Source organism: Mucilaginibacter sp. UYNi724 (genome assembly GCF_054057495.1).
In genome coordinates, this window is sequence record NZ_JBSRZI010000002.1 from 253916 (window position 1) to 278161 (window position 24246).

24 protein-coding genes and 1 other RNA gene are annotated in these 24246 nt (G+C 43.3%); 16 read left to right on the top strand and 9 right to left on the bottom strand.

Annotated elements, in window-relative coordinates; translation table 11 throughout:
- The first annotated feature begins 70 nt into the window (after positions 1-70).
- The 4 genes from ACVW0P_RS03920 (at position 71) to ACVW0P_RS03935 (ending at position 3295) form a co-directional block, all read left to right on the top strand.
- Positions 71-802: a DUF3667 domain-containing protein gene (locus tag ACVW0P_RS03920; protein ID WP_457130924.1), complete on the top strand. Its 732-nt coding sequence runs from the start codon at positions 71-73 to the stop codon at positions 800-802.
- 20 nt (positions 803-822) lie between these two features.
- Positions 823-1195, top strand: an RNA gene (gene rnpB / locus ACVW0P_RS03925) — RNase P RNA component class A.
- Between the two features lie 258 nt (positions 1196-1453).
- Positions 1454-2842, top strand: a complete 1389-nt coding sequence (locus tag ACVW0P_RS03930; RefSeq protein WP_457130925.1) for a sigma-54-dependent transcriptional regulator — start codon at positions 1454-1456, stop codon at positions 2840-2842.
- A gap of 102 nt (positions 2843-2944) precedes the next feature.
- Positions 2945-3295, top strand: coding sequence for a hypothetical protein (locus ACVW0P_RS03935; RefSeq protein ID WP_457130926.1), 351 nt, complete (start codon positions 2945-2947; stop codon positions 3293-3295).
- A gap of 124 nt (positions 3296-3419) precedes the next feature.
- Here ACVW0P_RS03935 and ACVW0P_RS03940 read toward each other — a convergent pair whose 3' ends face one another.
- The 5 genes from ACVW0P_RS03940 to ACVW0P_RS03960 form a co-directional block, all read right to left on the bottom strand.
- Positions 3420-3842 (bottom strand): c-type cytochrome, encoded by a 423-nt coding sequence (locus tag ACVW0P_RS03940; RefSeq protein WP_457130927.1) that lies wholly within the window; start codon positions 3840-3842, stop codon positions 3420-3422.
- Positions 3842-4498 (bottom strand): SCO family protein, encoded by a 657-nt coding sequence (locus ACVW0P_RS03945; protein WP_457130928.1) that lies wholly within the window; start codon positions 4496-4498, stop codon positions 3842-3844. The genes ACVW0P_RS03940 and ACVW0P_RS03945 overlap by 1 nt, the downstream gene beginning before the upstream one ends.
- Complete coding sequence (locus tag ACVW0P_RS03950) at positions 4495-4908, bottom strand: hypothetical protein (RefSeq protein WP_457130929.1); 414 nt, start codon at positions 4906-4908, stop codon at positions 4495-4497. The genes ACVW0P_RS03945 and ACVW0P_RS03950 overlap by 4 nt, the downstream gene beginning before the upstream one ends.
- A 5-nt stretch (positions 4909-4913) precedes the next feature.
- Entirely contained in the window at positions 4914-5378 is a 465-nt protein-coding gene (locus ACVW0P_RS03955) for a DinB family protein (protein ID WP_457130930.1), read from the bottom strand.
- Between the two features lie 69 nt (positions 5379-5447).
- Positions 5448-6629, bottom strand: a complete 1182-nt coding sequence (locus ACVW0P_RS03960) for a TlpA family protein disulfide reductase (protein WP_457130931.1) — start codon at positions 6627-6629, stop codon at positions 5448-5450.
- Between the two features lie 281 nt (positions 6630-6910).
- Here ACVW0P_RS03960 and ACVW0P_RS03965 point away from each other — a divergent pair, with 281 nt between their 5' ends.
- Positions 6911-8266 (top strand): GH1 family beta-glucosidase, encoded by a 1356-nt coding sequence (locus tag ACVW0P_RS03965; RefSeq protein WP_457130932.1) that lies wholly within the window; start codon positions 6911-6913, stop codon positions 8264-8266.
- Here ACVW0P_RS03965 and ACVW0P_RS03970 read toward each other — a convergent pair.
- On the bottom strand, positions 8234-10357 hold the full coding sequence (locus tag ACVW0P_RS03970) for a tetratricopeptide repeat-containing sensor histidine kinase (protein WP_457130933.1): 2124 nt from the start codon (positions 10355-10357) through the stop codon (positions 8234-8236). The genes ACVW0P_RS03965 and ACVW0P_RS03970 overlap by 33 nt on opposite strands.
- 80 nt (positions 10358-10437) lie before the next feature.
- Positions 10438-11619 (bottom strand): acyl-CoA dehydrogenase family protein, encoded by a 1182-nt coding sequence (locus tag ACVW0P_RS03975; RefSeq protein ID WP_457130934.1) that lies wholly within the window; start codon positions 11617-11619, stop codon positions 10438-10440.
- Positions 11620-12047: 428 nt separating this feature from the next.
- On the opposite strand from ACVW0P_RS03975, the gene folB reads away from it, so the two are divergent.
- Positions 12048-12404, top strand: a complete 357-nt coding sequence (folB, locus tag ACVW0P_RS03980) for a dihydroneopterin aldolase (protein ID WP_457130935.1) — start codon at positions 12048-12050, stop codon at positions 12402-12404.
- Positions 12405-12412: 8 nt separating this feature from the next.
- Positions 12413-13813 carry an FAD-binding oxidoreductase gene (locus tag ACVW0P_RS03985; protein ID WP_457130936.1) on the top strand — a complete coding sequence of 467 codons (1401 nt, stop codon included), beginning with the start codon at positions 12413-12415 and terminating at the stop codon, positions 13811-13813.
- A 164-nt stretch (positions 13814-13977) separates the two neighbouring features.
- On the opposite strand, the gene ACVW0P_RS03990 is transcribed toward ACVW0P_RS03985, so the two are convergent.
- A complete protein-coding gene (locus ACVW0P_RS03990) occupies positions 13978-14424 on the bottom strand; it encodes an acyl-CoA thioesterase (protein WP_457130937.1) in 447 nt (148 codons plus the stop codon).
- 135 nt (positions 14425-14559) lie between these two features.
- On the opposite strand from ACVW0P_RS03990, the gene ACVW0P_RS03995 reads away from it, so the two are divergent.
- Positions 14560-14997 carry an Hsp20/alpha crystallin family protein gene (locus tag ACVW0P_RS03995; RefSeq protein ID WP_457130938.1) on the top strand — a complete coding sequence of 146 codons (438 nt, stop codon included), beginning with the start codon at positions 14560-14562 and terminating at the stop codon, positions 14995-14997.
- Positions 14998-15154: 157 nt separating this feature from the next.
- Here the strand turns inward: ACVW0P_RS03995 and ACVW0P_RS04000 are convergent, their stop codons facing one another.
- Positions 15155-15646: a YajQ family cyclic di-GMP-binding protein gene (locus ACVW0P_RS04000; protein ID WP_457130939.1), complete on the bottom strand. Its 492-nt coding sequence runs from the start codon at positions 15644-15646 to the stop codon at positions 15155-15157.
- Positions 15647-15803: 157 nt separating this feature from the next.
- Here ACVW0P_RS04000 and ppk1 point away from each other — a divergent pair, with 157 nt between their 5' ends.
- From ppk1 to ACVW0P_RS04040, 8 genes are all read left to right on the top strand, one after another.
- Positions 15804-17855 carry a polyphosphate kinase 1 gene (gene ppk1, locus ACVW0P_RS04005; RefSeq protein WP_457130940.1) on the top strand — a complete coding sequence of 684 codons (2052 nt, stop codon included), beginning with the start codon at positions 15804-15806 and terminating at the stop codon, positions 17853-17855.
- Positions 17852-18739 (top strand): Ppx/GppA phosphatase family protein, encoded by an 888-nt coding sequence (locus ACVW0P_RS04010; protein ID WP_457130941.1) that lies wholly within the window; start codon positions 17852-17854, stop codon positions 18737-18739. The genes ppk1 and ACVW0P_RS04010 overlap by 4 nt, the downstream gene beginning before the upstream one ends.
- Positions 18740-18900: 161 nt before the next feature.
- Positions 18901-19467, top strand: a complete 567-nt coding sequence (locus ACVW0P_RS04015) for a UbiX family flavin prenyltransferase (RefSeq protein ID WP_457130942.1) — start codon at positions 18901-18903, stop codon at positions 19465-19467.
- Between the two features lie 167 nt (positions 19468-19634).
- On the top strand, positions 19635-20126 hold the full coding sequence (locus ACVW0P_RS04020) for a DUF6265 family protein (RefSeq protein WP_457130943.1): 492 nt from the start codon (positions 19635-19637) through the stop codon (positions 20124-20126).
- Positions 20127-20144: 18 nt separating this feature from the next.
- Positions 20145-20486 (top strand): hypothetical protein, encoded by a 342-nt coding sequence (locus tag ACVW0P_RS04025; protein ID WP_457130944.1) that lies wholly within the window; start codon positions 20145-20147, stop codon positions 20484-20486.
- 181 nt (positions 20487-20667) lie between these two features.
- The gene (gene mtaB, locus ACVW0P_RS04030; RefSeq protein WP_457130945.1) at positions 20668-21987 is read left to right on the top strand and encodes a tRNA (N(6)-L-threonylcarbamoyladenosine(37)-C(2))-methylthiotransferase MtaB; all 1320 of its coding nucleotides are present in this window, start codon (positions 20668-20670) and stop codon (positions 21985-21987) included.
- Positions 21988-22020: 33 nt separating this feature from the next.
- Positions 22021-23199 (top strand): prolipoprotein diacylglyceryl transferase, encoded by a 1179-nt coding sequence (locus tag ACVW0P_RS04035; RefSeq protein ID WP_457130946.1) that lies wholly within the window; start codon positions 22021-22023, stop codon positions 23197-23199.
- Positions 23200-23225: 26 nt separating this feature from the next.
- Entirely contained in the window at positions 23226-24020 is a 795-nt protein-coding gene (locus ACVW0P_RS04040) for an inositol monophosphatase family protein (protein WP_457130947.1), read from the top strand.
- Positions 24021-24246 lie beyond the last annotated feature (226 nt).

Genomic DNA, 24246 nt, shown 5'->3' on the forward strand with positions numbered 1-24246 from the left:
TAATTACTATCTTCCGTTGGTTTTAAGTGGCGACACTTTTGGCCGTAAAACCAACCAATCACATTGTTAAATGGTAGATAACGCTATTGATTGCAGAAATTGCAGCACTTTAATAACCGATAAATTTTGCCCGGCTTGCGGCCAGCCCAAAACCCTTAAAAGGGTAGATGCGCATTACGTATCACACGAGATCCAGCACCTGCTCCATTTCGAAAAGGGCATTTTATTCACCATCAAGGAACTGATGATCCGCCCGGGTTTACGCGTGCGGGAATATATCACCCATGACCGGAGCCGCCTTGTAAAGCCTATCGTATTTATCATTATTACATCGCTGGTATATTCTACCGTTAATCATTTTTTCCATATAGAAGAAGGGTACGTCAATTATCAGGGCGATAAAAATTCTGCATTAACACAAATATTTACCTGGGTAGAAAACCATTACGGTTATGCCAACATTATTATGGGGGTATTTATAGCGCCGTGGATAAAAATATTCTTCAGGAAACAGCAATACAACTTTTTTGAAATATTGATCCTGTTGTGTTTTGTAATGGGGATGGGCATGCTGATCTATTCTGTATTTACAATTGCATCAGGTTTGCTAAAAGTAAGCTTGATGAAAGTTGCCGGGGCTGTGGGCATAATTTATTGTTCCTGGGCTATCGCTCAATTTTTCAACGCTAAAAAAGTGTCCGGTTACATAAAGTCAATTGCTGCCTACTTGCTTGGCGTGTTAAGTTTTACAATAGCGGCCATGGTGCTGGGGGCTTTAATAGATGCGTTTGTGCGACATTAAAGTTAATTATTACATTTGCCCCTGCAAAACGTTCTATCGCTCCCGGCTTGTTCGGGTGAGGAAAGTCCGGGCAACATAGAGCATCCTGCTTCCTAACGGGAAGGCGCCCGCAGCGGGCGACAGCCAGTGCCACAGAGAATATACCGCCTGCAAGGGTAAGGGTGAAAACGTGAGGTAAGAGCTCACGGCTTTTCCGGGCGACCGGGATCGCGGTAAACCTCAGGAGTTGAAAAACCAAATAGGTTCTGAAAGCGGTGCTGCTCGCATCCACGTCTGGTAACAGAATGTCAGAATGGGTAGGTTGATTGAACTTGCCGGCAACGGCAAGGCCAGATTAATGATAGAAGCCCCCGCAAGGGAGTACAAAACCCGGCTTACAGATTTGCTGCTGTGAAGAACCCCCGTAAGGGGGTTTTTCTGTTTATGGCTTATAAAGCATATGGTTCGAAGTTGATAGCCCATGGTAAAAAGCATTTGCTATAATTTATAGTTAGCAAACGGCTCAGTATTAATGGTTAAACGTAGCTGCCATGAACCATTAACCATGATCTATCAACTAACAAAACCACTCACTTAAAAACTGCTCATAATACTATACATTTTTATATATTAGCCGCAAACATTACCACCTGTTTTAAGTTTAAATAACACATGGCAAAAATTTTAATAATTGACGACGAACGGGCTATCCGCAGCACCCTTCGTGAGATATTGGAGTATGAAGACTATCTTGTTGAAGATATAGATAATGGCGTTGACGGCCTTGAGCTGATCCGCAAGAACGATTATGACCTGGTACTGTGCGATATAAAAATGAACCGCATGGATGGTATGGAAGTACTTACCGAAGGTTTAAACATAAAACCCGATCTTCCTTTCATCATGATATCCGGACACGGCACGGTAGAAACCGCTGTTGAAGCCAGTAAAAAAGGTGCGTTCGATTTTATCTCGAAACCGCCCGATCTAAACCGCTTATTAATTACCGTACGTAATGCGCTGGACCGCGGGAGCCTGGTTGTTGAAACCAAAGTTTTAAAGCGCAAGGTATCAAAGGTGCGCCCTATTCTTGGCGAATCGCAGGCTATTGTACGTATCAAGGAAACTATTGACCGTGTTGGCCCTACCGATGCCCGTGTGTTGGTTACCGGTGCTAACGGTAGTGGTAAAGAACTTGTTGCCCGCTGGCTGCACGAAAAATCTAACCGCTCTAATGGCCCCATCATTGAGGTTAACTGTGCGGCTATCCCTTCTGAATTAATTGAAAGCGAGCTGTTCGGACACGAAAAGGGTTCGTTTACATCAGCTATAAAACAACGCATAGGTAAATTTGAAAGCGCCAACGGCGGTACCCTTTTCCTGGATGAGATAGGCGACATGAGCCAATCTGCACAGGCAAAAGTGTTGCGTGCATTGCAGGAAAGCAAAATTACCCGTGTGGGTGGCGAAAAGGAAATTGATGTGGATGTACGCGTAGTAGCGGCAACCAACAAGGACCTGCTTAAAGAAATTGAGGCCGGTAACTTCCGGATGGATTTATACCACCGCCTAAGCGTTATCCTGATCCACGTACCACCGTTGACCGAACGCCGCGACGATATTACCCTGCTTACCCAGAGTTTCCTGGAAGAGATCTGCAATGATTATGGTATGCCGGTCAAAAAGGCATCTGATGCCGCGCTTGAAGCCCTTAAAGCTTTACCGTGGACGGGTAACATCCGTGAGTTGCGCAACATGGTAGAGCGTTTGATCATCCTGAGTGATAAAACCATTACCGACGGCGATGTAAAGGCATTTGCCAACCCATCTGCCCCGGTAAGTGCCGATGCAGGTGCTGCAACAGCAGCAGCAGCGCCGCAAACCGATTTTGACCGGTTCACCAACTTCCAGGAGTACAAGGATTACGCCGAACGCGAGTACATCAAGTTCAAGTTGGAAAAAAACAACTGGAACGTATCAAAAACCGCAGACGATATCGATATCCAACGCAGCCACCTTTACAGCAAAATCGAGAAATTTGGTTTGAAGAGAGGGGAATAAGGTTAAAATTTTATCGTCAATTGGATAAACAAAAGGCTTGTTATTAATTTTAACAAGCCTTTTGTTTAATAACGAATAGCAACATTATCTTTAATAATAACTGTGGAAAATTTTGAAAGTTTATGGCAAAAACATACTAAACCGTTAGTAGGCAAAAAAATATTTACAGCAACTGGAGCTGAAAATATTATTAACGCGGTCACTGAAAAGTATATTGTGAGAATAAGTTCGAAAGGTAATTTAAGTAAAATAAAAAAAGACCTAATTGAAGCGGTTTACAATGATCTAATTAGAGAGAAAAGTATTACAAGAACTTTCATTAATAATAAGTATGGCAAAAGATGTTCATCAATTGTTACGGTAGTTTTAGCAGAATTTCCGACTATTGATCTGGAGACTTTTCCTGTCATTAAATTAAAAATTGCGACTGAACTCGTTAGTATAAATGCGTAATGCCAACCCGATCTGCAAAGCAGAGATTGCTTCGTACCTCGCAATGACGCGTGAATAAGGTTTTTAATAATTTGGATAACTACAATGAACTGGTCCGCAGCTACCATTATCGATCAACCAATAACTACTTACACTTCGCCAGATCCCCGTCCACCTCATTTACCGATATTGTCCCCATTTTATTGCCGAACGAGTTGCCTACGTAAGTAAGCACTTTGGCAACGTCAATGGCGGGAAGGTCAACATTGGCGGGCATGGCGCCTTCATAGGCTTTGCCTTTAACGGTGATGATGGTTTCCTTTATTCCGTATTTTATAAAGCAGCCCAGTTGATGGCGGTTCTTGTTCAGGTAGGCCGTATCGGTAAGCGGGGGGATCAGGCTCGATAAACCTTCGCCTCTTGCGCCATGGCAGTTTTGGCAATTGGTTTTATAGATAGCCGCGCCTCCTGTATAGTAGCGTTTAAACTCCTGCTCGGCATCGCTTTGGCAGGATGCAATTGCGACAGCCATCAGCGCGACGATGAAACCAATTACCTTTAACTTCATTACTGGGCAATTTCGGTATTAACTTCGGCACGTAGGGTCTTGATATCTTCTATCATTTTGGCAACCTGTTTTTCCTCGGTACCATCGTAATATCCGCGGATGCGTTTCTGCTTATCAACCAATACAAACCAGCCCTGGTGTACATAGCCGCCGGGGGTGCCATCGTCTTGCTTTACGGCAACCAGGTAATTCTTTTGGCCAAGGTCATAAGTTTTCTCTTTATTGCCTTGCAAAAGCCACCAGCTGTTGCCGCTGATACCCAGTTTATCGGCATATTTTTTCATCACGGCAACGCTATCATGTTTTGGGTCGATGGTGTGCGATATGATCTTAAAATCGGGCGCGCTCTTAAACTCGTTGTACACCTTTAACATATTGCGGTGCATAATAGGGCAGATAGAAGGGCAGGTGGTGAAAAAGAAATCGGCCACGTAAATATCTCCCTTCAGGTTCTTCTGGGTGATGCTATCGCCATACTGGTTCACAAACTTAAAATCGGGGATGGTTTGGTAAACCGTATCAACAACCTCTTTACCGTTAACCATTTTAGTAACCGCATCGCGGTTACCCATAATAGGCAGGGTAGGCTTATCGTTATTAAATTTACAGGCGGTTACAGTTAATGCTAAAAGGGCCAATGCCGCTATTTTTCTCATTTGGTGGTTTTATTTTTCTTGATGAATGTTGCTGCCGCGGCAACCGTAACATTAAAGGTGCTGTCAATAGCGTCTATCTGTTTCTTTTGGTCGGTAAGGTAGGTCATGATCTGATCATGGCTTTTGCCTTTATTTTCCGCGTCGAAGTTATGCATCCAATTCTCCATACGGGTATCGGCGCTATCAAGGGCTTTGTTATGCGTAACGGCAGCCGCGCTTACACCGGCAGATATGCTGTCTTTTATCAAAGTATCCAGCTGCATTTTATTGATCATGATCAGCTCTTCTATACCCATCACGCGGTCGTGCACCTTTATTACCTCGTTAAACAGATCTTTTTCTTGTTTTTTAGTATCGGTACAGCTAAATATTACAAAGCTTAATAATATGGCGGCAATTAACTTCTTCATAGTATTTATATAGTTTGGTTTAAGTTTCTGATGTAAAGTACGTAATCCAGCATGGGTAAGGTTGCCCCGTCTATTTTTAAAAGTGTGCCAATTTGCGCCCTGTGATGGGTGCCGTGGTTTATTAAATGGGTAAGTATATCGCTCACACTATTCTCACAATAGCCAACGGAATTTGTATAGGCTATCACCCGGTCAAAATCGTTCGGTTGCAGGGAATCGAAATAGGCCAGCAGCTCCAGGTAATTGGCATTTACAATGGGCATAATTTCTTCGGCGGTTGCCTCGGGCCAAAGGGGCTTTAATGGGGCAGGTAACCCTTTAAGGCGTTTTACCCAAATTTGCTGCGCCGCAAGCAGGTGGGCCATCAATTCTACAGGTTTAGCCGTAGCAGCCCGTTCCAGTAACAGTTCTGCAATTTTGGTATTGGCAAAAAAATCGTAATTAAGCAGGCGGATAAAATGGCTTTTCATCGGCAGTAAAAGTAAACATCATCGGCTAAATACAAATGATGCGGGCAAAATATTACTTTAACGGGAAGGTCAAATCAAGCTTTTATCGATCAACGGTTTCAATTTTTCTACATCCAGGTTGCCCGAGTAGATAACAACACCCTTTTTATCAAGCAAAACTACTTGTGGAAACGCAGTTACGCCATAGTTTTTGTTAACCGTAGGGTCATCGCCATACATCACCGGGAATTTCACCTCGTGTGTGGTAATAAAGGTAGTAATTGCTTTTTCGCTGTCCTCGGTATTAATCGCTAAAATTTTAAAACGGCTTTTATTGTAAAGATCATTCAGCTTATTTAATGGTGCTACCGCTTCAATGCAATGCCCGCAATTTTTTATCCAAAATTCCATTAAAACCACGTTACCACTGTATTGGCTTAAGCCTTCCTTTGCCTTGCCGTTAAAATTGGTCAAACTCCATTCCGGGGCGTTTTGCCCGGTGGCGATGAGGTTTACAGGCGCACCTTTCGTGGTTAAAGCATAGGTATTTAAATAGCTCGAGTAATACCAGGATTGCTCGGCAACCGCGGGGGGCGCGCTTAGGTAGGCAAAATCGGTACGGTTAAGATCCTTGCTGCCTATTTTTGTTTGCAAAACAGTTACAGGCAAGCCGGTAGTTTTATCGGTAATAATTTTATATACAAAGGTTATATCAATGGTAGTACCGGTAAAGCCCGTACCTATGTAGTTTACCAATTTATTGTGTAATACAAACTGCAAAAGGTTGTATGGCTTGCGGTTTATTAGTGTGTCGGCAATTGTTTTAGGAATGGCATTGTCGGCGATAATTATCGGTAATATATTTCTTAACGTAATAACAGAATTAAACAAAGCCGATTTGCCCTCCAACTGCTCCGTTTTAACCTTTGGCGTTACTTTCAACTTTTTGTCTTTGATGTTCCCGTCAAAAATCTCCGCGTTGTTAAAAATAGAAAAGCCTTCGGCAGAAAAATATTGAAACCTGAAACCCGCGACATCATTTTCCTTTCCAAACTCAATGTACATATCACCTTCAGCCTTACTCACATAATCTTCAGCAGGGTAGTTAAACTCACGGCTGTAATGGTATTTTACTTTTTTTAGCGCGGCAAGCTGTGCCGATGCACGGTTAAACGCTTTTAGTGCTTTAGCGTCTTCAGGAGGTTTTGCGCTGGTTAATAAGACAGCTGCAAAGATCAATAAGGTGGTAGCCGTTATATTTATGATTTTCATTGTGCCGGTTTTAAACAAAGATATTTTTTTTGTCCGTCAATATCCCTTAACAATTTAATAATCTTGTGCTTATTGTAACTACACACTGCCGCGTTACATTTGAGTAAACAATAAACAGCACCATGAAGATCATCACAAAATTAGCAGCCATAGTAAGCGACCTGCGCGAGTGGTTGTTCCTTAAAAGCATGCGTTCGTCATTCATGCACTAAGTTTTTTGAAATTGCGCTTTATTTATAAAATAATAATGTACATTTTGGGCTCAGCATCAGCTCAAATCAATGGATACCGAGAACCTGGATACACCACTTTCTAAACAACTTTTTGGCGACGATTTTGCCTGGGGAGTTTCTACTGCCGCGCTTCAGATAGAAGGTTCATGCGATACCGATGGCAAAGGCCCCTCTATCTGGGATACCTATAGCAACCGAAAAGGCAAGATCTTAAATGGTGATAAACCCAGTATCGCCTGCGATTTTTATAACAGGTACCGTCAGGATGTTGACCTTGTTAAACAACTTAATATCCCAAATTTCCGGTTCTCAATAGCCTGGAGCCGCGTTTTGCCAAATGGTACAGGCAAAGTTAACCAGGCAGGGATTGATCACTACAATAAACTTATTAATTACTGCCTTGAGCAGGGTGTAGAACCCTGGGTAACCATTTATCATTGGGACCTGCCGCAAGCGCTCGAGGATAAAGGCGGCTGGACAAACCGCGAAATGGTGAGCTGGTTCAGCGAATTTGCCACCATTTGCGCAAAGGCTTTTGGCGACCGCGTAAAGAACTGGATGGTGATGAACGAGCCTGCCGTATTTACAGGCGCAGGCTACTTTTTAGGCATCCATGCACCGGGGCGTACGGGATTACGCAATTTTTTGCCGGCTATCCATCACGTGGTATTAAGCATAGTAGCCGGTGGCAGGATTTTGAGGGAGTTAGTGCCCGGCGCTAACATTGGCAATACCTTTTCCTGCTCGTATATCGAGCCTTATGCCGATAGCCCCAGGCACAATCAGGCCGCTAAACGTGCCGATTCGCTCATCAACCGTTTATACATCGAGCCTTTATTAGGTTTGGGGTACCCTACAGATGAGGTTACCGCCTTAAAAGGCATCAATAAATATATATTGCCCGGCGATGAAGCAAACATGAGTTTCGACTTTGATTTTATCGGCATTCAAAACTACACACGTGAAATTGTCAAGTACTCGTTCTTTACCCCATACATCGGTGCAAGCCTGGTAAAGGCCGAGAAAAGGGGCGTAGAGCTTACCGATATGAAGTGGGAGGTATATCCGCAGGCCATTTACCACATGCTTAAAAAGTTTGATGCTTATCCGCAGATAAAAAAACTCATAGTTACCGAAAATGGAGCGGCCTTCCCTGATACGGTTTTTGATGGCAAGGTAGACGATAAACGGCGTGTTATATACCTGCAAAACCACATTGCACAGGTTTTAAAAGCCAAACAGGAGGGATGCAAGGTAGATGGTTATTTTGTTTGGACGCTTACCGATAATTTTGAATGGGCCGAAGGTTATCACCCACGGTTTGGGCTCATACACGTTAACTTTGACACGCAGGAGCGCATTATCAAATCATCAGGCCATTGGTTCGCTAACCTGCTCAGGTAAATCGGTAGGGATGCTGCGCGATATGATTGGCAGGCTGATAAAGAAGGTACTGCCGATATTAGGCTCGCTCTCAAACCAAATTTTACCGTGATGCTTTTCCATTATCTGACGACAGATAGACAGGCCCAACCCAAACGATTTCTCGCCCGATGTGCCCGGCCTTTGCGCGCTGGTAAACATATTAAACACTTCATCTTTTAACTTATCGGGGATGCCAATGCCGTGGTCTTGCACAGCAATGATGATCTTGCCGTTTACCTCCGCAACCTTTACATGGATCTCGCCGTTACCCGGGCTAAATTTGATAGCATTGCTGATAAGGTTGCTGATAACCCGCCAGATCTTTTCCCGGCTGATGTACAGTTCCTGTGCCTTGGGTAAGGTATCCAGCAAGATTGTCTGGCCTTTTTCGGCAGCTTTAAACCGCAATAATTCAACGCTGTTGTTCACCAATGAGTTAATTTCCACCCGTTCTAAATTAAGCGCTACCGAGTTCAAGTTGGTAGCCTCCAGGATCTCGTTGATCAGTTCAAGGGAATTGAATGACGTTTCTTTAAGCAGGTTTATCAGTTCCTTTTGCTCGTCTGTATAGTCGTCATCGGCCATCATAGTGGTAAGAGATGCTATACCGCCAATAGGATTACGCAAGTCATGCGCTACGGTGCGTAGTATTCGGTCCTTTTCCTGGCTGCTGGTGTTTAACTCGCTAAGCGCTTTTTCTAATACGTAGTTCTGCTCGTTTATTTGGCCGTTAAGCACATTAACGGTTTGCAGGTCCCGCTTGCTGCGTTTCCAGTTGCGATACACCAGCAATACAATGATCAATGCCATCACCGCGAAAAATACACTTACATATAGATAGATAACCTGTAGTTTATTTTCGTTGTTAAGGATATCTATTTCGTGCTGTTTCTCGTAATTGGATAGTTGCTGGTTTACATCACTCTCCATTAGTAAACTGGCTTTTTGTGAGATAGAATCCTTTAATATATTATACCGCTGTATGTGGTTTACAGCCAGTTGCAGGTTGTTTTGTTTAATATAATAATTACCCAGAAGCCGGTTCCAGTCCGCTTCGGCGTCCGGATTTTTTACGGTATCCAGTTGGTTACGAAGGTTATCAACCAATTTCTTTAATGGTTCCAATTGGCCTGTTTCTAAATAGATCTGCCCAAGTTTAGTTTCAGATAGTTCCGCGTCGGCGTTGTCATATCCCTTTTGCAGGTTTATAGCAATACTTTTTTTAAGTAATGCTGCTGCTTTAGTATAGTTTTTCCGGGTTATATAAATATCGGCCATATTGCCGTAAACCACGCCACGGGCCGAATTGAAAAGTAAAGCCTGCTCTTTAAATTCCGCCTGGTTTTGATTAAGCATATTAAGCGTTGCATTGAAGTAATGCAATGCACTATCATTTTGCCCGCTGTGGCGGTAACTTAGGCCAATGTTATCTAAAAGTTCCTGTTTCCTGAAAAAATTAGGGAAATCGTTTTTAATGTTTACGTTTTGGTTATAGCTATCTTTAAAATAATTCGCTGCACGACTATAATGCCCTTTTTTATACATGATCATCCCCATTCGGTAGGTATAATCGCTCATGGCGAGATTATTTAAATATTTTTTACCGGTAAGGTAGCCGTTATAATAATATTGATAGGCATCGTTAAACTGTTTCAGTTCGAAGTAAGCGTCACCCTTTGCAAAGTTGGCCTCTGCAAAATTTGCCGCATATTGCTTTTTGGTTTCGCTTAGTTTTGCTATTTGCAGCATGCTATCTGCGTAAAGAAGCCCCTGTTGGTATTGGTGCTTTACTTTTTTATGATAAATAAACAGGTAAGAGTAATACCTGAACCGATCATTAAGGGTTGGATAGGTAAGCGTTTTATAAGCTGAATCAAGGTACTTTACACCTTGATCAACTTTACCTGTATCATAAAGCTTATTAACCCTGTTAAAAATAGGAATAAACTCATCGGAGTATTCGCCATCATCAACCTTCTTTTGGCTGCAGGATATTAAAATGAGCAGAAGTATATACAGCCATGCATGCCTGGTTAAAATTGAGGCATATCTGTCTTTAGTAAAGGTCACAATAGTAATGTATAAATGGGTACACAAATATAATATTCGCGGGGCATTTTCACTACTTAAGGCTATATTTTCTTATAAGTTTATTTGAAAGCGTTTTCGCCTGTAACATCCATACCTGTAATTAACAAGTGGATATCATGTGTGCCTTCATAAGTAATTACCGACTCAAGGTTCATCATATGGCGCATTATTGGATATTCGCCTGTAATACCCATACCGCCAAGCATCTGGCGTGCTTCGCGCGCTATATTTATAGCTATTTCTACACTGTTACGCTTAGCCATAGAGATTTGCGCGGCAGTAGCGCGGCCTTCATTTTTTAGTGTCGCCAAACGCCAAACCAACAGTTGCCCTTTAGTGATCTCGGTTATCATTTCGGCCAGTTTTTTCTGCTGAAGTTGGAAACCGCCAATTGGCCTGCCAAACTGTACACGCTCTTTTGAGTAGCGCAGGGCGGTATCGTAACAATCCATGGCGGCACCTAAAGCGCCCCAGGCAATGCCATAACGTGCCTGGTTCAAACAACCAAGGGGGCCTTTTAAACCGGATACATTTGGCAATACATTGTCCTTCGGGATCTTTACGTTATCAAAAACCAGTTCGCCGGTGGCAGATGCACGCAGCGACCATTTGTTATGCGTCTCCGGTGTGGTAAAGCCGTCCATACCGCGCTCAGCTATCAGGCCGCGAATTTTACCTTCTTCGTCCTTTGCCCAAACAATGGCAACATCCGCAAAAGGTGAGTTAGAGATCCACATTTTGGCACCGTTAAGGATATAATGGTCGCCGGCATCTTTAATATTGGTAACCATACCGCTTGGGTTCGAACCATGGTCAGGCTCGGTAAGGCCGAAACAGCCCATCAGTTCGCCGCTGGCCAGTTTAGGCAGGTATTTGTGTTTCTGCTCTTCGCTGCCGTAAGCAAAAATAGGATACATCACCAATGATCCCTGCACAGATGCTGTTGACCGGATGCCCGAATCGCCACGCTCAATTTCCTGCATAATAATACCGTATGCCATATAATCCAAACCCGCCCCGCCGTATTCTTCGGGAATGGTAGGGCCAAACGCGCCAACCTCGGCCAAACCTTTTAATAAATGCTTAGGGAACTCCGCACGTTGGGCATAGTCCTCAATTACGGGGCTCACTTCTTTCTTAACCCATTCGCGTACGCTGGCGCGGATCAATTTATGTTCATCAGTTAAAAGTTCGTCTAAAAGATAGTAATCCGGTGCTTCGTACAGGTCGTTCTTAGCCATAGCATTATAAATTGGTTGGTCAAATATAGGGCATTAAGCGCGAGTTAAACAAAGCCCAAATCGTTGTTTTTGAATACCACAAGGCGCTTTATGCCAAAAAGTAGGTTTAAACGGTTTAAACATATTTTTTGGTGAAAACTATTTTTTGAGAATTTTACTCACCCGGGCATTGCTTCGCTCGACCACCCTTTCTTTGCTGCGCGGAAAGAGGGTAATAAAAGGCACTTTGATCGTTATTATCCCGGCCTGATAGGTATCGGTATTGCTACCCTGGTCATCCTTCTCTGCTTCGCAAAACAAGTAAGATATATATTCCTTACCCTCTTTCCGCGCGGCGAAGAGAGGGCCGCGCACGTAGTGCCGCGGGGGGGAGTAAACTGGGTGCCAACCAAATTTTAAACCTCCAAATATTCCATTACTTTTGAAATATGATAAAAGTAGCTTTAGAAGGCGCCGAGTTTTATGCTTACCATGGTTTTTACCCCCAGGAGCAGGTGATAGGAACTCATTTTTTGGTTGATGTACAAGTTGGTTTCTATGCTGAAATTTATGTGGACGAGGATAACCTGCATAACACGGTAAACTACGAGGTACTGTATGCTATTATCGAAGAAGAGATGAGCCATACCCGTAAAGTTTTAGAAACTGTTGCGCAAAGCATACTTAACCGCGTTAAAACCAAGTTTACTTTTATAGAAACTGCCGAAGTAACCATCCGCAAGCAAAGGCCACCATTCCGCGGGCCGCTTAAACAATCGGTTATTACGCTTAGTTATCATAAATAATATATTTCATGAATTACAATAAAATTACAGCCGGGATACTAAGCCAGCTTACCGCTATAGTTGGCGATAACAATATACTCACTACCAAAGCCGAAATAGAGAATTATAGCCACGACGAAACCGAAGACCTGGTTTATTACCCCGAGGTTGTAGCTACGCCGGAAACCGTTGAGCAGGTTTCTTTTTTAATGAAGGTGTGTAACGAGAACGTGATTCCCGTTACGCCGCGTGGTGCAGGTACGGGCCTTGCCGGTGGCGCATTGGCCATAAACGGCGGGTTAATGATCTCGATGGAACGTTTCAATAACATCCTGGACATTGACGAGCAGAACCTGCAGGCGACCGTTGAGCCCGGCGTGATTACCGAAATATTTATAAACGCCGTTGCTGAAAAGGGCTTGCTTTACCCGGTAGACCCCGCCAGTAAAGGCAGCTGTTTTATTGGCGGCAATGTAGCCAATTGCAGTGGTGGCCCAAGGGTGGTAAAATATGGCACCATCCGCGAGTACGTGCTTAACCTCGAAGTTGTTTTGCCTAACGGAGATATCATCTGGACGGGCGCAAATACCCTTAAATATGCATCGGGCTATAACCTAACCCAATTGCTGATAGGCAGCGAAGGTACTTTAGGAATCGTTACCAAAATTGTTACCAAACTAATCCCAAAACCAACGCTTGACGCGTTAATGCTGGCATCATTCGCTACCAACGAGGATGCCTGCGCGGCGGTATCGGCGATATTCAGGGCGGGGGTAATACCATCGGCGGTAGAATTTATGGAACGCCGCGGCATGGAGTGGGTGATAGAGCATGATGGCATCGCATTCGACCTTAAAGATGGGATAGGGGCTTTCCTGCTGATAGAGGCTGATGGTACCAACCAGGATGTGATATTTGCCGACTGCGAAAAGATAAATGAGGTTTTAGAGCAGCACAATTGTCAAGAGGTGCTGTTTGCAGATTCATCAGCACAAAAAGAAGAACTATGGCGCATCAGGCGTACCATGGCGGTATCGGTAAAATCAAATTCTATTTATAAGGAAGAAGATACCGTTGTACCCCGTGCCGCTTTGCCGCAACTGATAAAAGGCATCAAAGAAATAGGCGCTAAATATGGTTTCGAATCGGTTTGTTACGGCCATGCCGGCGATGGTAACCTGCATGTGAACATCGTGAAGGCCGGCATGAGCGATGCCGACTGGAATAGCAAACTAAAAGACGGTATTACCGAGGTGTTCGAACTAACAGTCGCCCTCGGAGGCACCCTGTCTGGTGAGCATGGCATAGGCCTGGTACAAAAGGATTACATGGCGTTGAAGTACACACCAATGCATTTTGCGATCTGGAAAGGCATTAAACAAGTATTTGACCCTAACGGAATATTGAACCCGGGTAAAATTTTTAATTAAACGCGCAAATATAATATCCCTTCATTTGAGCGTAGCGCGGCAACCCTAAATAATAAAATCGGTTAACAAGCAAGTCGGGGATTCTCACTTTGCTATCGTTCTTCACAACGGCGCAGGGATAAATGTATCTGCACATTCGCACATCTGAATCGGCGCATTGGGTTTTAATTCGTATTCAATATTAACCTTGGCTCATCGTAATCGATCATTTTTTTGCGGCCGGCTTTATCTATCGCGATAGATTTATTGGTATCATAATCGTAACTGATGCATACCGTTTTGCAGGTGGTACAGATCTCTTCGCCCTTTTCGGTCACCTTAGCAAGCACGTGCATCACATCAAAGCTGCTGTTGCCAATTCTTACCACACGTACGTAACAAACCAGTTTATCGTCAATGGTAACTGGTTTTAAATAATGGATCTCTGACCGCCCCACTACTATACCTATTTCTTTCAGGTCCCAGTGGGCAACATCTCGCCAGTAGTTAAAACGGGCTACTTCAAAATAGGTGAGGTACACCGCATTGTTTACATGGCCGCGCGCATCTATATCCGAAAAGCGAATGGCTATGTCGGTTTTATACTTGTAATCTGTTAATTTTTCAGCCATTGTAAGACATTTTGTCGCTAATAAATAAATATGTAAGACATTTTGTCTTGCAATAATCGCTTAATACCTGTTGGTATAACAGTTGATTGATTGGTTACGAAGTTAACAAAAACAAAAACTTAATTAAATAAGACCATGACATTAGTAAAATTTAACCACGGACTAAAAAATAACACGCATCCTTTCTTTAACGACGTTTTCGATTCTTTATTGAACGATTCGTTCATCAGCGATAAATTAGTTGCACGCGTACCTGCTGTGAACATCGCCGAAAATGATAATGAGTTCCATATCGAATTAGCGGTACCTGGCCTAAAGAAGGAAGATTTTAAGATCAACCTGGATAAAAACATTCTTACCGTATCTGCCGAAAAGAAAGCGGAAGCCAATGCCGAAGCTAAAAAATACAGCAAGCGCGAATACAGTTACAACTCATTCGTAAGGTCGTTCACCTTGCCTGAGTCTGTTGACCATTCAAAAATTGAAGCAGATTATGCAGACGGCATCTTAAGATTAACCGTAGCAAAAAGAGAAGAAGCTAAATTTCAAACAAGAGAAATAGCGATCAAATAAGTTTAAAGTAAAAAGTGTAAAATAACACAAAGAGTGTTTTCATAAGTTGGTTTAGTAAAAGGCCGCTCTCTGTAAAAAGAAGCGGCCTTTTTTATGTACGATATACGATTTTAGATTTCCTAATCGTAAATCTAAAATCGTATATCGTAAATACCCCTTAGTTCCTCATATTAATATATTGCAGCGGCTGGCCAAAATCTTCGGTGCGGCACAGGCTAATAACATCTTGCAAATCGTCTATCTTTTTGGCGGTAACGCGTACCTGGTCGTCCATTATGGCGGCCTGTACTTTAAGCCCGCTGTCTTTAATTTTTTTGACAACCTTTTTGGCGGCTTCTTTATCAAGGCCTTCCTTTATCATAATTTCCTTGCGGATCATGCTGCCCGATGCGTACTGCTCTTTACCAAAATCAAGCGCTTTTGAATCCAGGCCTTGCTTGATCATGCGGCTGATGATGGCATCTGTAATGGCTTTAAGGCGCATATCATCCTCGGTAACGATGGTAATTTCGTTGGTTTTTTTATCCAGATCGATAGTGCTTTTAGATCCGTTAAAGTCGTAACGGTTCAATATTTCCTTTTTGGCTACGTTTATGGCGTTGTCTAAAGTTTGTCCGTCAATCTTGCTTACTATATCAAATGAAGGCATAATAATGATTTTGTTATCGCTGCAAAGCTAAGTAACATTTGCATACGCAGCATATTATTGCCGCGGATTATTAAATTTAATATTGAAAACATCTACTTATGCAGATAAGTTAATATTAACTTAACAAATAAATGAGCAGTTTTGTTGCTATCACAGTATGGATACTAAGAACATTCCGTTAATAAATAGAGAAATAAGCTGGTTATACTTTAACGACAGGGTTTTACAGGAAGCTGCCGACCCTACCGTGCCGCTTATTGAGAGGATAAAGTTCCTGGCCATATTTTCATCCAACCTCGATGAATTTTACCGTGTTAGGGTAGCCACTTTAACCCGTTTAGCCAACCTGAACGAAAAGGCTAAGGAGATACTGGGCTATAACCCAAAAAAGATCCTCGGCCAAATAAAAACCACCGTTGTAAAGCAGGAAAAAAAATTCAACAACCTTTACGAGAACATTATTGTAAAGCAGCTTGCCGAAGAAAAGATCTTTATCCTGAACGATAAACAGCTAAACGTTACCCGTGGCGAGTTTGTGAAGGGCTTTTTCAGGGATAAACTGTTATCTACGTTGGTGCCCATCATGCTGGATGACAGCCTGCCGCTGCCCGAACTGCGCGACCGTGCCATCTACTTTTTTGTAAGGCTTACCAAAAATAAAAAATCGCGCTACGCGCTTATCGAGTTCCCGGATAACCTTTCGAGGTTTTTAGTACTGCCGGAAACCAATAACCTAAAGTTTATTATCCTTTTGGATGATATTATCCGCTATAGTTTAGAGGACATCTTCTTCATTTTCGACCATGATTCGATAGAAGCATACTCGCTACAGCTAACCCGCGATGCCGAGCTTGACCTGGATAAGGAAGTAAGCGTAAAGTTTGTAGATGCCCTAAGCAAAAGCCTGCTTAAACGCCGCAAAGGCAAGCCGATGCGTTTATTGTATGATAGCGAAATGCCGCTGGATATGGTAAGCTACCTGGTCAAGAAAATGAAACTGGATAAGGGCAGCCTTATCCCCGGTAACCGCTACCATAATTTTAAAAACTTCATATCGTTCCCCAACGTTGGCCGGCCCGACCTGGAGTATAAAAAGAACGCCGCATTGCCCGTTCCCGATCTTTCCTTTGGGAAGAGCTTGATGGGGATGATCGCCAAAAAGGATTTCCTGATCAGCACGCCATACCAATCGTTCGATTATGTGATCCACTTTTTGCGCGAGGCCGCTATCGATCCAAAAGTTAAAGAGATCAGCATAACGGTTTATCGTTTGGCCGAGGACTCAAAGATAGTTCATGCCCTTATAAACGCTGCAAAAAACGGTAAAAAGGTAACCTGTTTGGTAGAGCTGCGCGCCCGTTTTGATGAACAGAACAATATCTACTGGAGCAACAAGCTGGAAGAAGAAGGAGTGAATGTGCTTTACGGAATAGACGGTTATAAGGTACACTCAAAAATCTGCCTCGTTACCCGCATGGAAAAAGGCAAACCTTTCCACTACGCTTGTTTATCTACGGGTAACTTTAACGAGAAAACGGCCAGCATCTACGCCGATCATACGATACTTACTGCCGATAAAAAGATAACCACCGACCTGGTGGCTATCTTCAAATCACTAAGCAGAAATGTATTGCCAAAAGGTTTAAAAACACTTATGGTATCGCCTATAGATTCGCGCATGGCTATTTATAAGTTGATAGATAATGAGGTAAGGTTTGCCAAAGCAGGTAAAGAAGCCTACATGATTTTCAAGATGAACAGCCTTGCAGATGAACAGCTGATAAATAAACTTTACCAGGCCAGCACTGCAGGGGTAAGTATAAAACTTATTGTGCGTGGTATGTGCTGTTTAATACCGGGTGTAAAAGGCTTTAGCGAGAACATCGAAGTGATAAGCATTGTGGATAAATACCTGGAGCATGCCCGTGTACATATTTACGGCAACGGCGGCACGGAACTCGTTTACCTTACCAGCGCCGATTTCATGACCCGTAATATCGATAACCGTGTAGAGGTTGGCTTCCCGGTGTTGGATGATGATCTGCGCCGCGAGGTGAGGGATATTATCGAGATACAGTTACAGGATAACACCAAAGCGCGCGATATAAGCGGGAACGCAGTTAACAGGTACCACAAAACAAAATCGGAGGTACTAACCCGCGCCCAGAAAGACATTTACACCTACCTAAAAAATAAAAACACAAATTGAGATACGCAGCCATAGATGTTGGGTCTAACGCCGTCAGGATGCTGATCGCGGAGATCATCGAGAATAACGAATCGATATCCTTCAAAAAAATTACGCTGATCCGCGTACCCGTAAGGCTTGGGGACGATGCCTTTTTAAACAAAGAAATTTCTGAAAAGAAAACCATTGATCTGATCAAATCTATGCAGGCTTTCCGCAACCTGATGGATGTTTACCGGGTAACCGATTATATGGCCTGTGCCACATCCGCCATGCGCGAAGCCGTGAACGGGCAGGCAGTAGCCGATAAAATTATGGCCGAGGCAGGCATCAACCTGCAAATTGTACACGGCGAAAGCGAAGCCAAGATCATATACAACAGCCACGCCGAGATCAACATAGATAAAAGCAAAAACTATCTATACATTGATGTGGGTGGCGGCAGTACCGAATTGTCGTTATTCAGCGATGGACAGATCTTGGCATCTCAATCATTTAACCTGGGTACCATCCGCATCCTGGATAACCAGGACAAGGACGAAACCTGGACAGAGATGAAGGATTTTATTCGTGAGCATACCAAGGGCTTAAAAAATATTTATGGTATTGGTACAGGTGGTAACATCAACAAACTTTATAAATTATCGCAGGAAAAAGACGGCGCGGCGTTAAGTTATCTAAAACTTAGGGCGCTATATAATTACCTGGATAGTTTTTCGCTGAAAGACCGTATAAATGTTTTGGGATTGAACCATGATAGGGCAGACGTTATTATCCCGGCCTGCGAGATTTATCTTACCGTGTTAAAATGCGCCAATATCAAGAGCATTTATGTGCCTACAGTGGGTATGGTAGACGGGATTATCCAAACTTTAATTGAAAAGAATTATCCCTCAGTACATTAAATTTATTTTAAGAAATTGTTTAATAAATAAGAAACTGTTATTATATTTGTGATGCCCGCTCAAAGGGCATGTTTTTCATAGGTAGATGTAGGGTCGGGTACGAGTTATTCGACCCTTTTTTGTGCCTGTAACTTTTCTTCCGTTTATTTGTACCATATATCATGATTAAGAAGAAAATTGTTGTCGCGGTTACCGGTGCAAGCGGTTCTATTTACGCCAAGTTACTGCTCGATAAATTACAGCTGCTGCAAAACCAGGTAGCGGATGTTGCCATTGTAATGAGCGATAATGCCAAACAGGTTTGGGAGTTTGAGCTGGATGATAAAGCCCACGGCAACTACCCCTTTAAATATTACACCAAAAACGATTTTATGGCGCCCTTTGCATCGGGCTCGGCCAGGTTTGATACCATGGTGGTAGTGCCATGCTCTATGGGTACACTGGGCCGCATAGCCTCCGGCGTATCCGACGACCTAATTACCCGCGCTGCCGATGTAATACTAAAAGAGCGGCGCCGGCTGATACTTGTTGCGAGGGACACCCCTTTAAACCTCATCCACATTCGTAATATGCAAACCATCACAGAAGCCGGCGGCATCATTTGCCCCGCAATCCCATCGTACTACAGTAAACCAAAAACCATCGAAGAACTGGCCATGACGGTAGTAAACCGAATAATTGACCTGATTGGTTTGGAGAACGAAAGTTACAGGTGGGAAGGGATATAATTATTTAGTGATTAGAATTGCCTAATTGTTGGATTCTTTTATTGGTGAGGCTGTTGAACCATGCCAGCCGTTTTTGGTGTTGTCACCAACAACATTTAGCGCAGTTTTGAATTGAAATGCTCTAACGCAGCTGACAGCACCAACAAGGGCGAAACAAATATATAGACATGAAAAAATCCTTATTATTCATCCTGCTTATTTCAGCAATAACCGGTTCCGCATCGGCACAACTCAAAAAAGCTACGGTTAAAGATCTTGCTTTTATTGCAGGTACCTGGACGCTTAAACACGAATGGGGCGATATGGAAGAGTTTTGGGGGCCGCCAATGGGCGACAACATGGTGAGCACCTTCCGCTGTGTAAAAGATGGAAAGATCGTGTTTTATGAATTTATGGCGATAGAACAATCTGAAGCCGGACCGATCATGAAACTTCGCCATTTTAATAAAGGCAGCATAGGCTGGGAGGATAAAGATAAACCCTACCCGATGCCTGTTATAAAACTTACCGCAAACGAAGTGACATTTCAATTACTTGATAAGTCGGTTTTGATTACTTACAAGCGCATCGGCCCGCTAAAAATGGATTGTATTTTGGATGAAAAGGGTAAAGATGGTAAGTGGAAAAAAGATGTGTTTAATTATACGTTGAGGAAATAATACTTTTCTACCATTAATATGAATGAAGAAATTTTAAAAAAATACAATATTTCCTTTTTTAAGAATTTAAATGGAAGTAAGCATCCGGATGGAAAAACAGCACTTAGTTCATATTTATATATCTGGCGACAGATTGATGATGTAGACGATTTTTTAATTGATATAGATATTTGCCTGAATGGAAACTATGGGCAGTTAACAGACAGGTATTGGAGTGATATGGTGTTTGGATTATATGGAGAATTAACACAAGATAGCTTGATACTTTCTGGGCCGAATGGTAGTAATCCAACCAATATACCTCTTAATGATTTTAAAGAGATTTTATTATCATGGAGAGCGTTTTTAAGTGCAGAGTAATTTACTCCCGTCATCCTGAACTTGTTTCAGTATCCCACGGGACTGGCTGGCTACTTATCAGGTAGGTTGCCGAAACAAGTTCGGCATGACGTTATCCCAACCCAATTTTACACCCCGTTAACAACCAATCACTAACCTGTAATCAACTAATCTCTAAAAATCTTATCTTTGCGCTTTGCAAATGAATAAGAAAGTCGCTTTTTATACGCTTGGTTGTAAGCTGAATTACTCGGAGACCTCGTCTATTGGCCGCATGTTTAACAATGCCGGTTTCGATACGGTCGATTTTACGGATACGCCTGATGTGTATGTTGTAAACACCTGTTCGGTAACCGATAATGCGGATAAGAAGTGTAAAAAGATAGTTAAAGAAGCCCTCAGGATCAACCCTAACGCCTTTGTTACCATTGTAGGCTGCTACGCGCAGCTTAAACCAAAAGAGATAGCGGAGATTCCCGGCGTTGATATGGTTTTGGGCGCTGCCGAGAAGTTCCAGCTGGTAGATCATATTACCGACCTTACTAAAAATCCAAAAGCAGTCATTTTAAACCAGCCTGTTAGTCACGCTAACGAGTTTGTGCCCTCATACTCCTTTGGCGACCGTACCCGTACGTTTTTAAAAGTGCAGGATGGCTGCGATTATTCTTGTACGTTTTGCACCATACCGCTTGCCCGTGGCAGCAGCAGGAGCGATACCGTCGAGAATGTAATTAAGCAGGCGCACGAAATAGCCGCATCCGGCGTTAAAGAAATCGTATTGACAGGGGTAAACCTTGGCGATTTCGGTATCCGCGAGGGCAAACGTGAAGACCGCTTCCTTGACCTTGTGATGGCGCTTGACGAGGTTGAAGGCATCGAACGCATCAGAATATCATCTATAGAACCAAACCTGCTTAACGACCAGGTAATAGCCTTTGTGGCTACCTCAAAAAGGTTTGTGCCGCATTTCCATATCCCGCTACAGTCCGGCTCCGATAAAATATTGGGGTTGATGCGCCGCAGGTACAAAAGAGAACTTTACGCTAATCGCGTAGCAAAAATAAAACAGCTGATGCCCGATTGCTGCATTGGTGTGGATGTTATTGTAGGCTTCCCCGGCGAAACCCGCGAGGATTTTGTGGATACCTACAACTTCCTGAACGATCTTGAGGTTTCTTACCTCCACGTGTTCACCTATTCGGAAAGGGAGAATACCCCGGCAGCCGAAATGAGTGGGGTAGTCCCCGGCTCTACCCGTGCCGACCGCAGCAAGATGCTGCACATCCTGTCTGACAAAAAACGCCGCGCCTTTTACGACACCCAGATAGGTAAAACCTACGAAGTGCTGTTTGAGGCCGATTTGAAAGATGGCATTATGCACGGTTTTACCAGGAATTACGTTAAGGTAAAAACCAAGTACGACCCTATACTTGTTAACGAATTACGTACCGTGCAATTAACAGCGATTTCACCGGATGGTGATGTTGAAATAACAGAAAGCGAAGAAATATTAGTTCATTAACTATTATATTCGCACCAAACTTAGCATTTTCCAATGTTTCCAAATCTCTATTACCTCATCCAATATTTTACCGGTGCCAATATTGAATTTTTCAAGATAGTTCAAACGTTCGGTTTTTTTGTGGCGATAGCTTTTATGGCCGCATACTGGGCGTTTACGCAAGAATTTAAGCGGAGAGAGCAACTTGGGTACATCCACCCGTTTGAGAAAACCATTACCATTGGCGCTCAAATTTCGTGGGTAGAATTACTAAGCAACGGCCTTTTTGGCTTTGTGCTTTTCTACAAATTGGTGTATGCGGCCATGCACTTTACCGAGCTTACCGATAACACCCAAACGGTGCTATTATCAACCAACGGCAACTGGCCGGCCGGTATTTTGGGCGCGATTATCTTCGCGTACTGGGCTTATTACGAAAACAAAAAACAGGTATTACCAAAACCCGAGCAACGCCGCGTAACCGTGCATACGCACGAGTTAATGGGCAGCATATTGCTGTGGGCGGCTATTTGCGGCTTTGCAGGCGCCAAACTATTTAATGCTTTAGAGAACTGGGGCGATTTTATGCGCGACCCGGTGGGCATGCTGGTAGGCTTTAGCGGTTTAACTTTTTACGGTGGGTTGATTTGCGGCGGCGCGGCGGTACTGTACATTGCAGGCCAGCACAAAATAAAACCGTTAACCATGTTGGATATTGGCGGGCCGGGTATGATGCTGGCTTATGGCGTTGGCCGTGTTGGCTGCCAAATGAGCGGCGACGGCGATTGGGGCATCCCCAACCTGAACCCAAAACCAAGCTTTTTAAGCTGGGCGCCCGACTGGATGTGGAGTTTCAAATTTCCGCATAACGTGGATATGAGCGACCGCGACAATATTATCCCTAACTGCGTTGGCAGGTTTTGTAACGAGTTGAAATTGCCGGTATATCCAACGTCGTTTTATGAGTCGGTAATATGCATATTGCTGTTCCTGGTACTATGGCAATTGCGCCATAAATTTAAAGCACCGGGCGTGTTGTTTGGTGTATACATGATCATGGCAGGGGTAGAGCGTTTCTGCATCGAGCTGATCCGTGTAAATACCAAGTATGTGGTTGCCGGTATCTCGTTCACCCAGGCAGAAATGATCTCGGTAGTGATGGTATTGGGCGGGGCGGCATTAGTTTACTTTGGCACCAGCAGATTCAAAAAAACAGGCGCTACCAACGCGTAATTTCTCCATTCTAAATAAAGCACCAGATGCTGTTGAACCAAATAATAGGGCAGGTTATTGATGTATCTAAAGAGGCCGGCGCGTTTATCCGTACCGAGCGTAAAACCTTTAACGCTGATAAAATAGAGTATAAAGGCCTAAACGACCTGGTATCATACGTGGATAAAACCGCCGAGCAAAAGATAGTTGCCGGGCTGGAACTGATACTGCCCGAGGCCGGTTTTATAACCGAAGAAAAAACAAGCACCAAAATAGGCGAACGTTACAATTGGATCATCGACCCGTTGGATGGCACCACCAACTTTATACATGGCTTGCCAACCTATTCGGTAAGTATTGCCCTGCAAGATGCCGAAGAGCTTGTATTAGGCGTAGTTTATGAAGTGAATCAGGACGAATGCTTCTGGGCTCATAAAGATGCACCTGCGTACTTGAATGGTGCCGAAATAAAGGTAAGCAACAAACCAAGCATTGCCGATAGCCTGATAGCAACCGGTTTCCCATACTACGATTTTAGCTACCAGGAACGCTATATCAAACTCTTTACCGAACTGATGCGCAATTGCCACGGCCTGCGCCGAATAGGCTCTGCCGCTGTGGACCTGGCTTATACCGCCTGTGCCCGTTTCGAAGCTTTTTACGAGTATAACCTTAACCCCTGGGATATTGCCGCGGGCATTGTAATAGTACAACAAGCCGGGGGCGAAATAGTAAACTTTACGGGCGGTTCGGAAGTGCTGAAATCCCGCAAATTGCTGGCAACAAACGGTAAAATAACAGGCGAGATGCTGGAGTATATTGAAAAGTATTTTAACATCTAAGAAAGCACAATTCCCTACTTATTATAGCCGTTAGCAGGTGTCTCACCCTGTACCACCCTGTCTCACTGTGGAACAGTCCCTTAAAATACTTAAGTAACTTATTACTAAATAAATAAGCTTAAATTGTTAAATAAATGGTTTAAGTGAAATCAAATGTCTAAATTTTTCAAGTATCTAAATATCAGCACTTTAATAAGTGTCTCATTCGTTATGTCATAAATAGTGG

Excerpts from the sequence above, each read along its gene's own strand:
- ACVW0P_RS03920 (WP_457130924.1), top strand. The coding sequence starts at position 71 with ATGGTAGATAACGCTATTGATTGCAGAAATTGCAGCACTTTAATAACC.
- ACVW0P_RS03930 (WP_457130925.1), top strand. The coding sequence starts at position 1,454 with ATGGCAAAAATTTTAATAATTGACGACGAACGGGCTATCCGCAGCACC.
- ACVW0P_RS03940 (WP_457130927.1), bottom strand. The coding sequence starts at position 3,842 with ATGAAGTTAAAGGTAATTGGTTTCATCGTCGCGCTGATGGCTGTCGCA.
- ACVW0P_RS03945 (WP_457130928.1), bottom strand. The coding sequence starts at position 4,498 with ATGAGAAAAATAGCGGCATTGGCCCTTTTAGCATTAACTGTAACCGCC.
- ACVW0P_RS03950 (WP_457130929.1), bottom strand. The coding sequence starts at position 4,908 with ATGAAGAAGTTAATTGCCGCCATATTATTAAGCTTTGTAATATTTAGC.
- ACVW0P_RS03955 (WP_457130930.1), bottom strand. The coding sequence starts at position 5,378 with ATGAAAAGCCATTTTATCCGCCTGCTTAATTACGATTTTTTTGCCAAT.
- ACVW0P_RS03960 (WP_457130931.1), bottom strand. The coding sequence starts at position 6,629 with ATGAAAATCATAAATATAACGGCTACCACCTTATTGATCTTTGCAGCT.
- ACVW0P_RS03965 (WP_457130932.1), top strand. The coding sequence starts at position 6,911 with ATGGATACCGAGAACCTGGATACACCACTTTCTAAACAACTTTTTGGC.
- ACVW0P_RS03975 (WP_457130934.1), bottom strand. The coding sequence starts at position 11,619 with ATGGCTAAGAACGACCTGTACGAAGCACCGGATTACTATCTTTTAGAC.
- folB (WP_457130935.1), top strand. The coding sequence starts at position 12,048 with ATGATAAAAGTAGCTTTAGAAGGCGCCGAGTTTTATGCTTACCATGGT.
- ACVW0P_RS03985 (WP_457130936.1), top strand. The coding sequence starts at position 12,413 with ATGAATTACAATAAAATTACAGCCGGGATACTAAGCCAGCTTACCGCT.
- ACVW0P_RS03990 (WP_457130937.1), bottom strand. The coding sequence starts at position 14,424 with ATGGCTGAAAAATTAACAGATTACAAGTATAAAACCGACATAGCCATT.
- ACVW0P_RS03995 (WP_457130938.1), top strand. The coding sequence starts at position 14,560 with ATGACATTAGTAAAATTTAACCACGGACTAAAAAATAACACGCATCCT.
- ACVW0P_RS04000 (WP_457130939.1), bottom strand. The coding sequence starts at position 15,646 with ATGCCTTCATTTGATATAGTAAGCAAGATTGACGGACAAACTTTAGAC.
- ppk1 (WP_457130940.1), top strand. The coding sequence starts at position 15,804 with ATGGATACTAAGAACATTCCGTTAATAAATAGAGAAATAAGCTGGTTA.
- ACVW0P_RS04015 (WP_457130942.1), top strand. The coding sequence starts at position 18,901 with ATGATTAAGAAGAAAATTGTTGTCGCGGTTACCGGTGCAAGCGGTTCT.
- ACVW0P_RS04020 (WP_457130943.1), top strand. The coding sequence starts at position 19,635 with ATGAAAAAATCCTTATTATTCATCCTGCTTATTTCAGCAATAACCGGT.
- ACVW0P_RS04025 (WP_457130944.1), top strand. The coding sequence starts at position 20,145 with ATGAATGAAGAAATTTTAAAAAAATACAATATTTCCTTTTTTAAGAAT.
- mtaB (WP_457130945.1), top strand. The coding sequence starts at position 20,668 with ATGAATAAGAAAGTCGCTTTTTATACGCTTGGTTGTAAGCTGAATTAC.
- ACVW0P_RS04035 (WP_457130946.1), top strand. The coding sequence starts at position 22,021 with ATGTTTCCAAATCTCTATTACCTCATCCAATATTTTACCGGTGCCAAT.
- ACVW0P_RS04040 (WP_457130947.1), top strand. The coding sequence starts at position 23,226 with ATGCTGTTGAACCAAATAATAGGGCAGGTTATTGATGTATCTAAAGAG.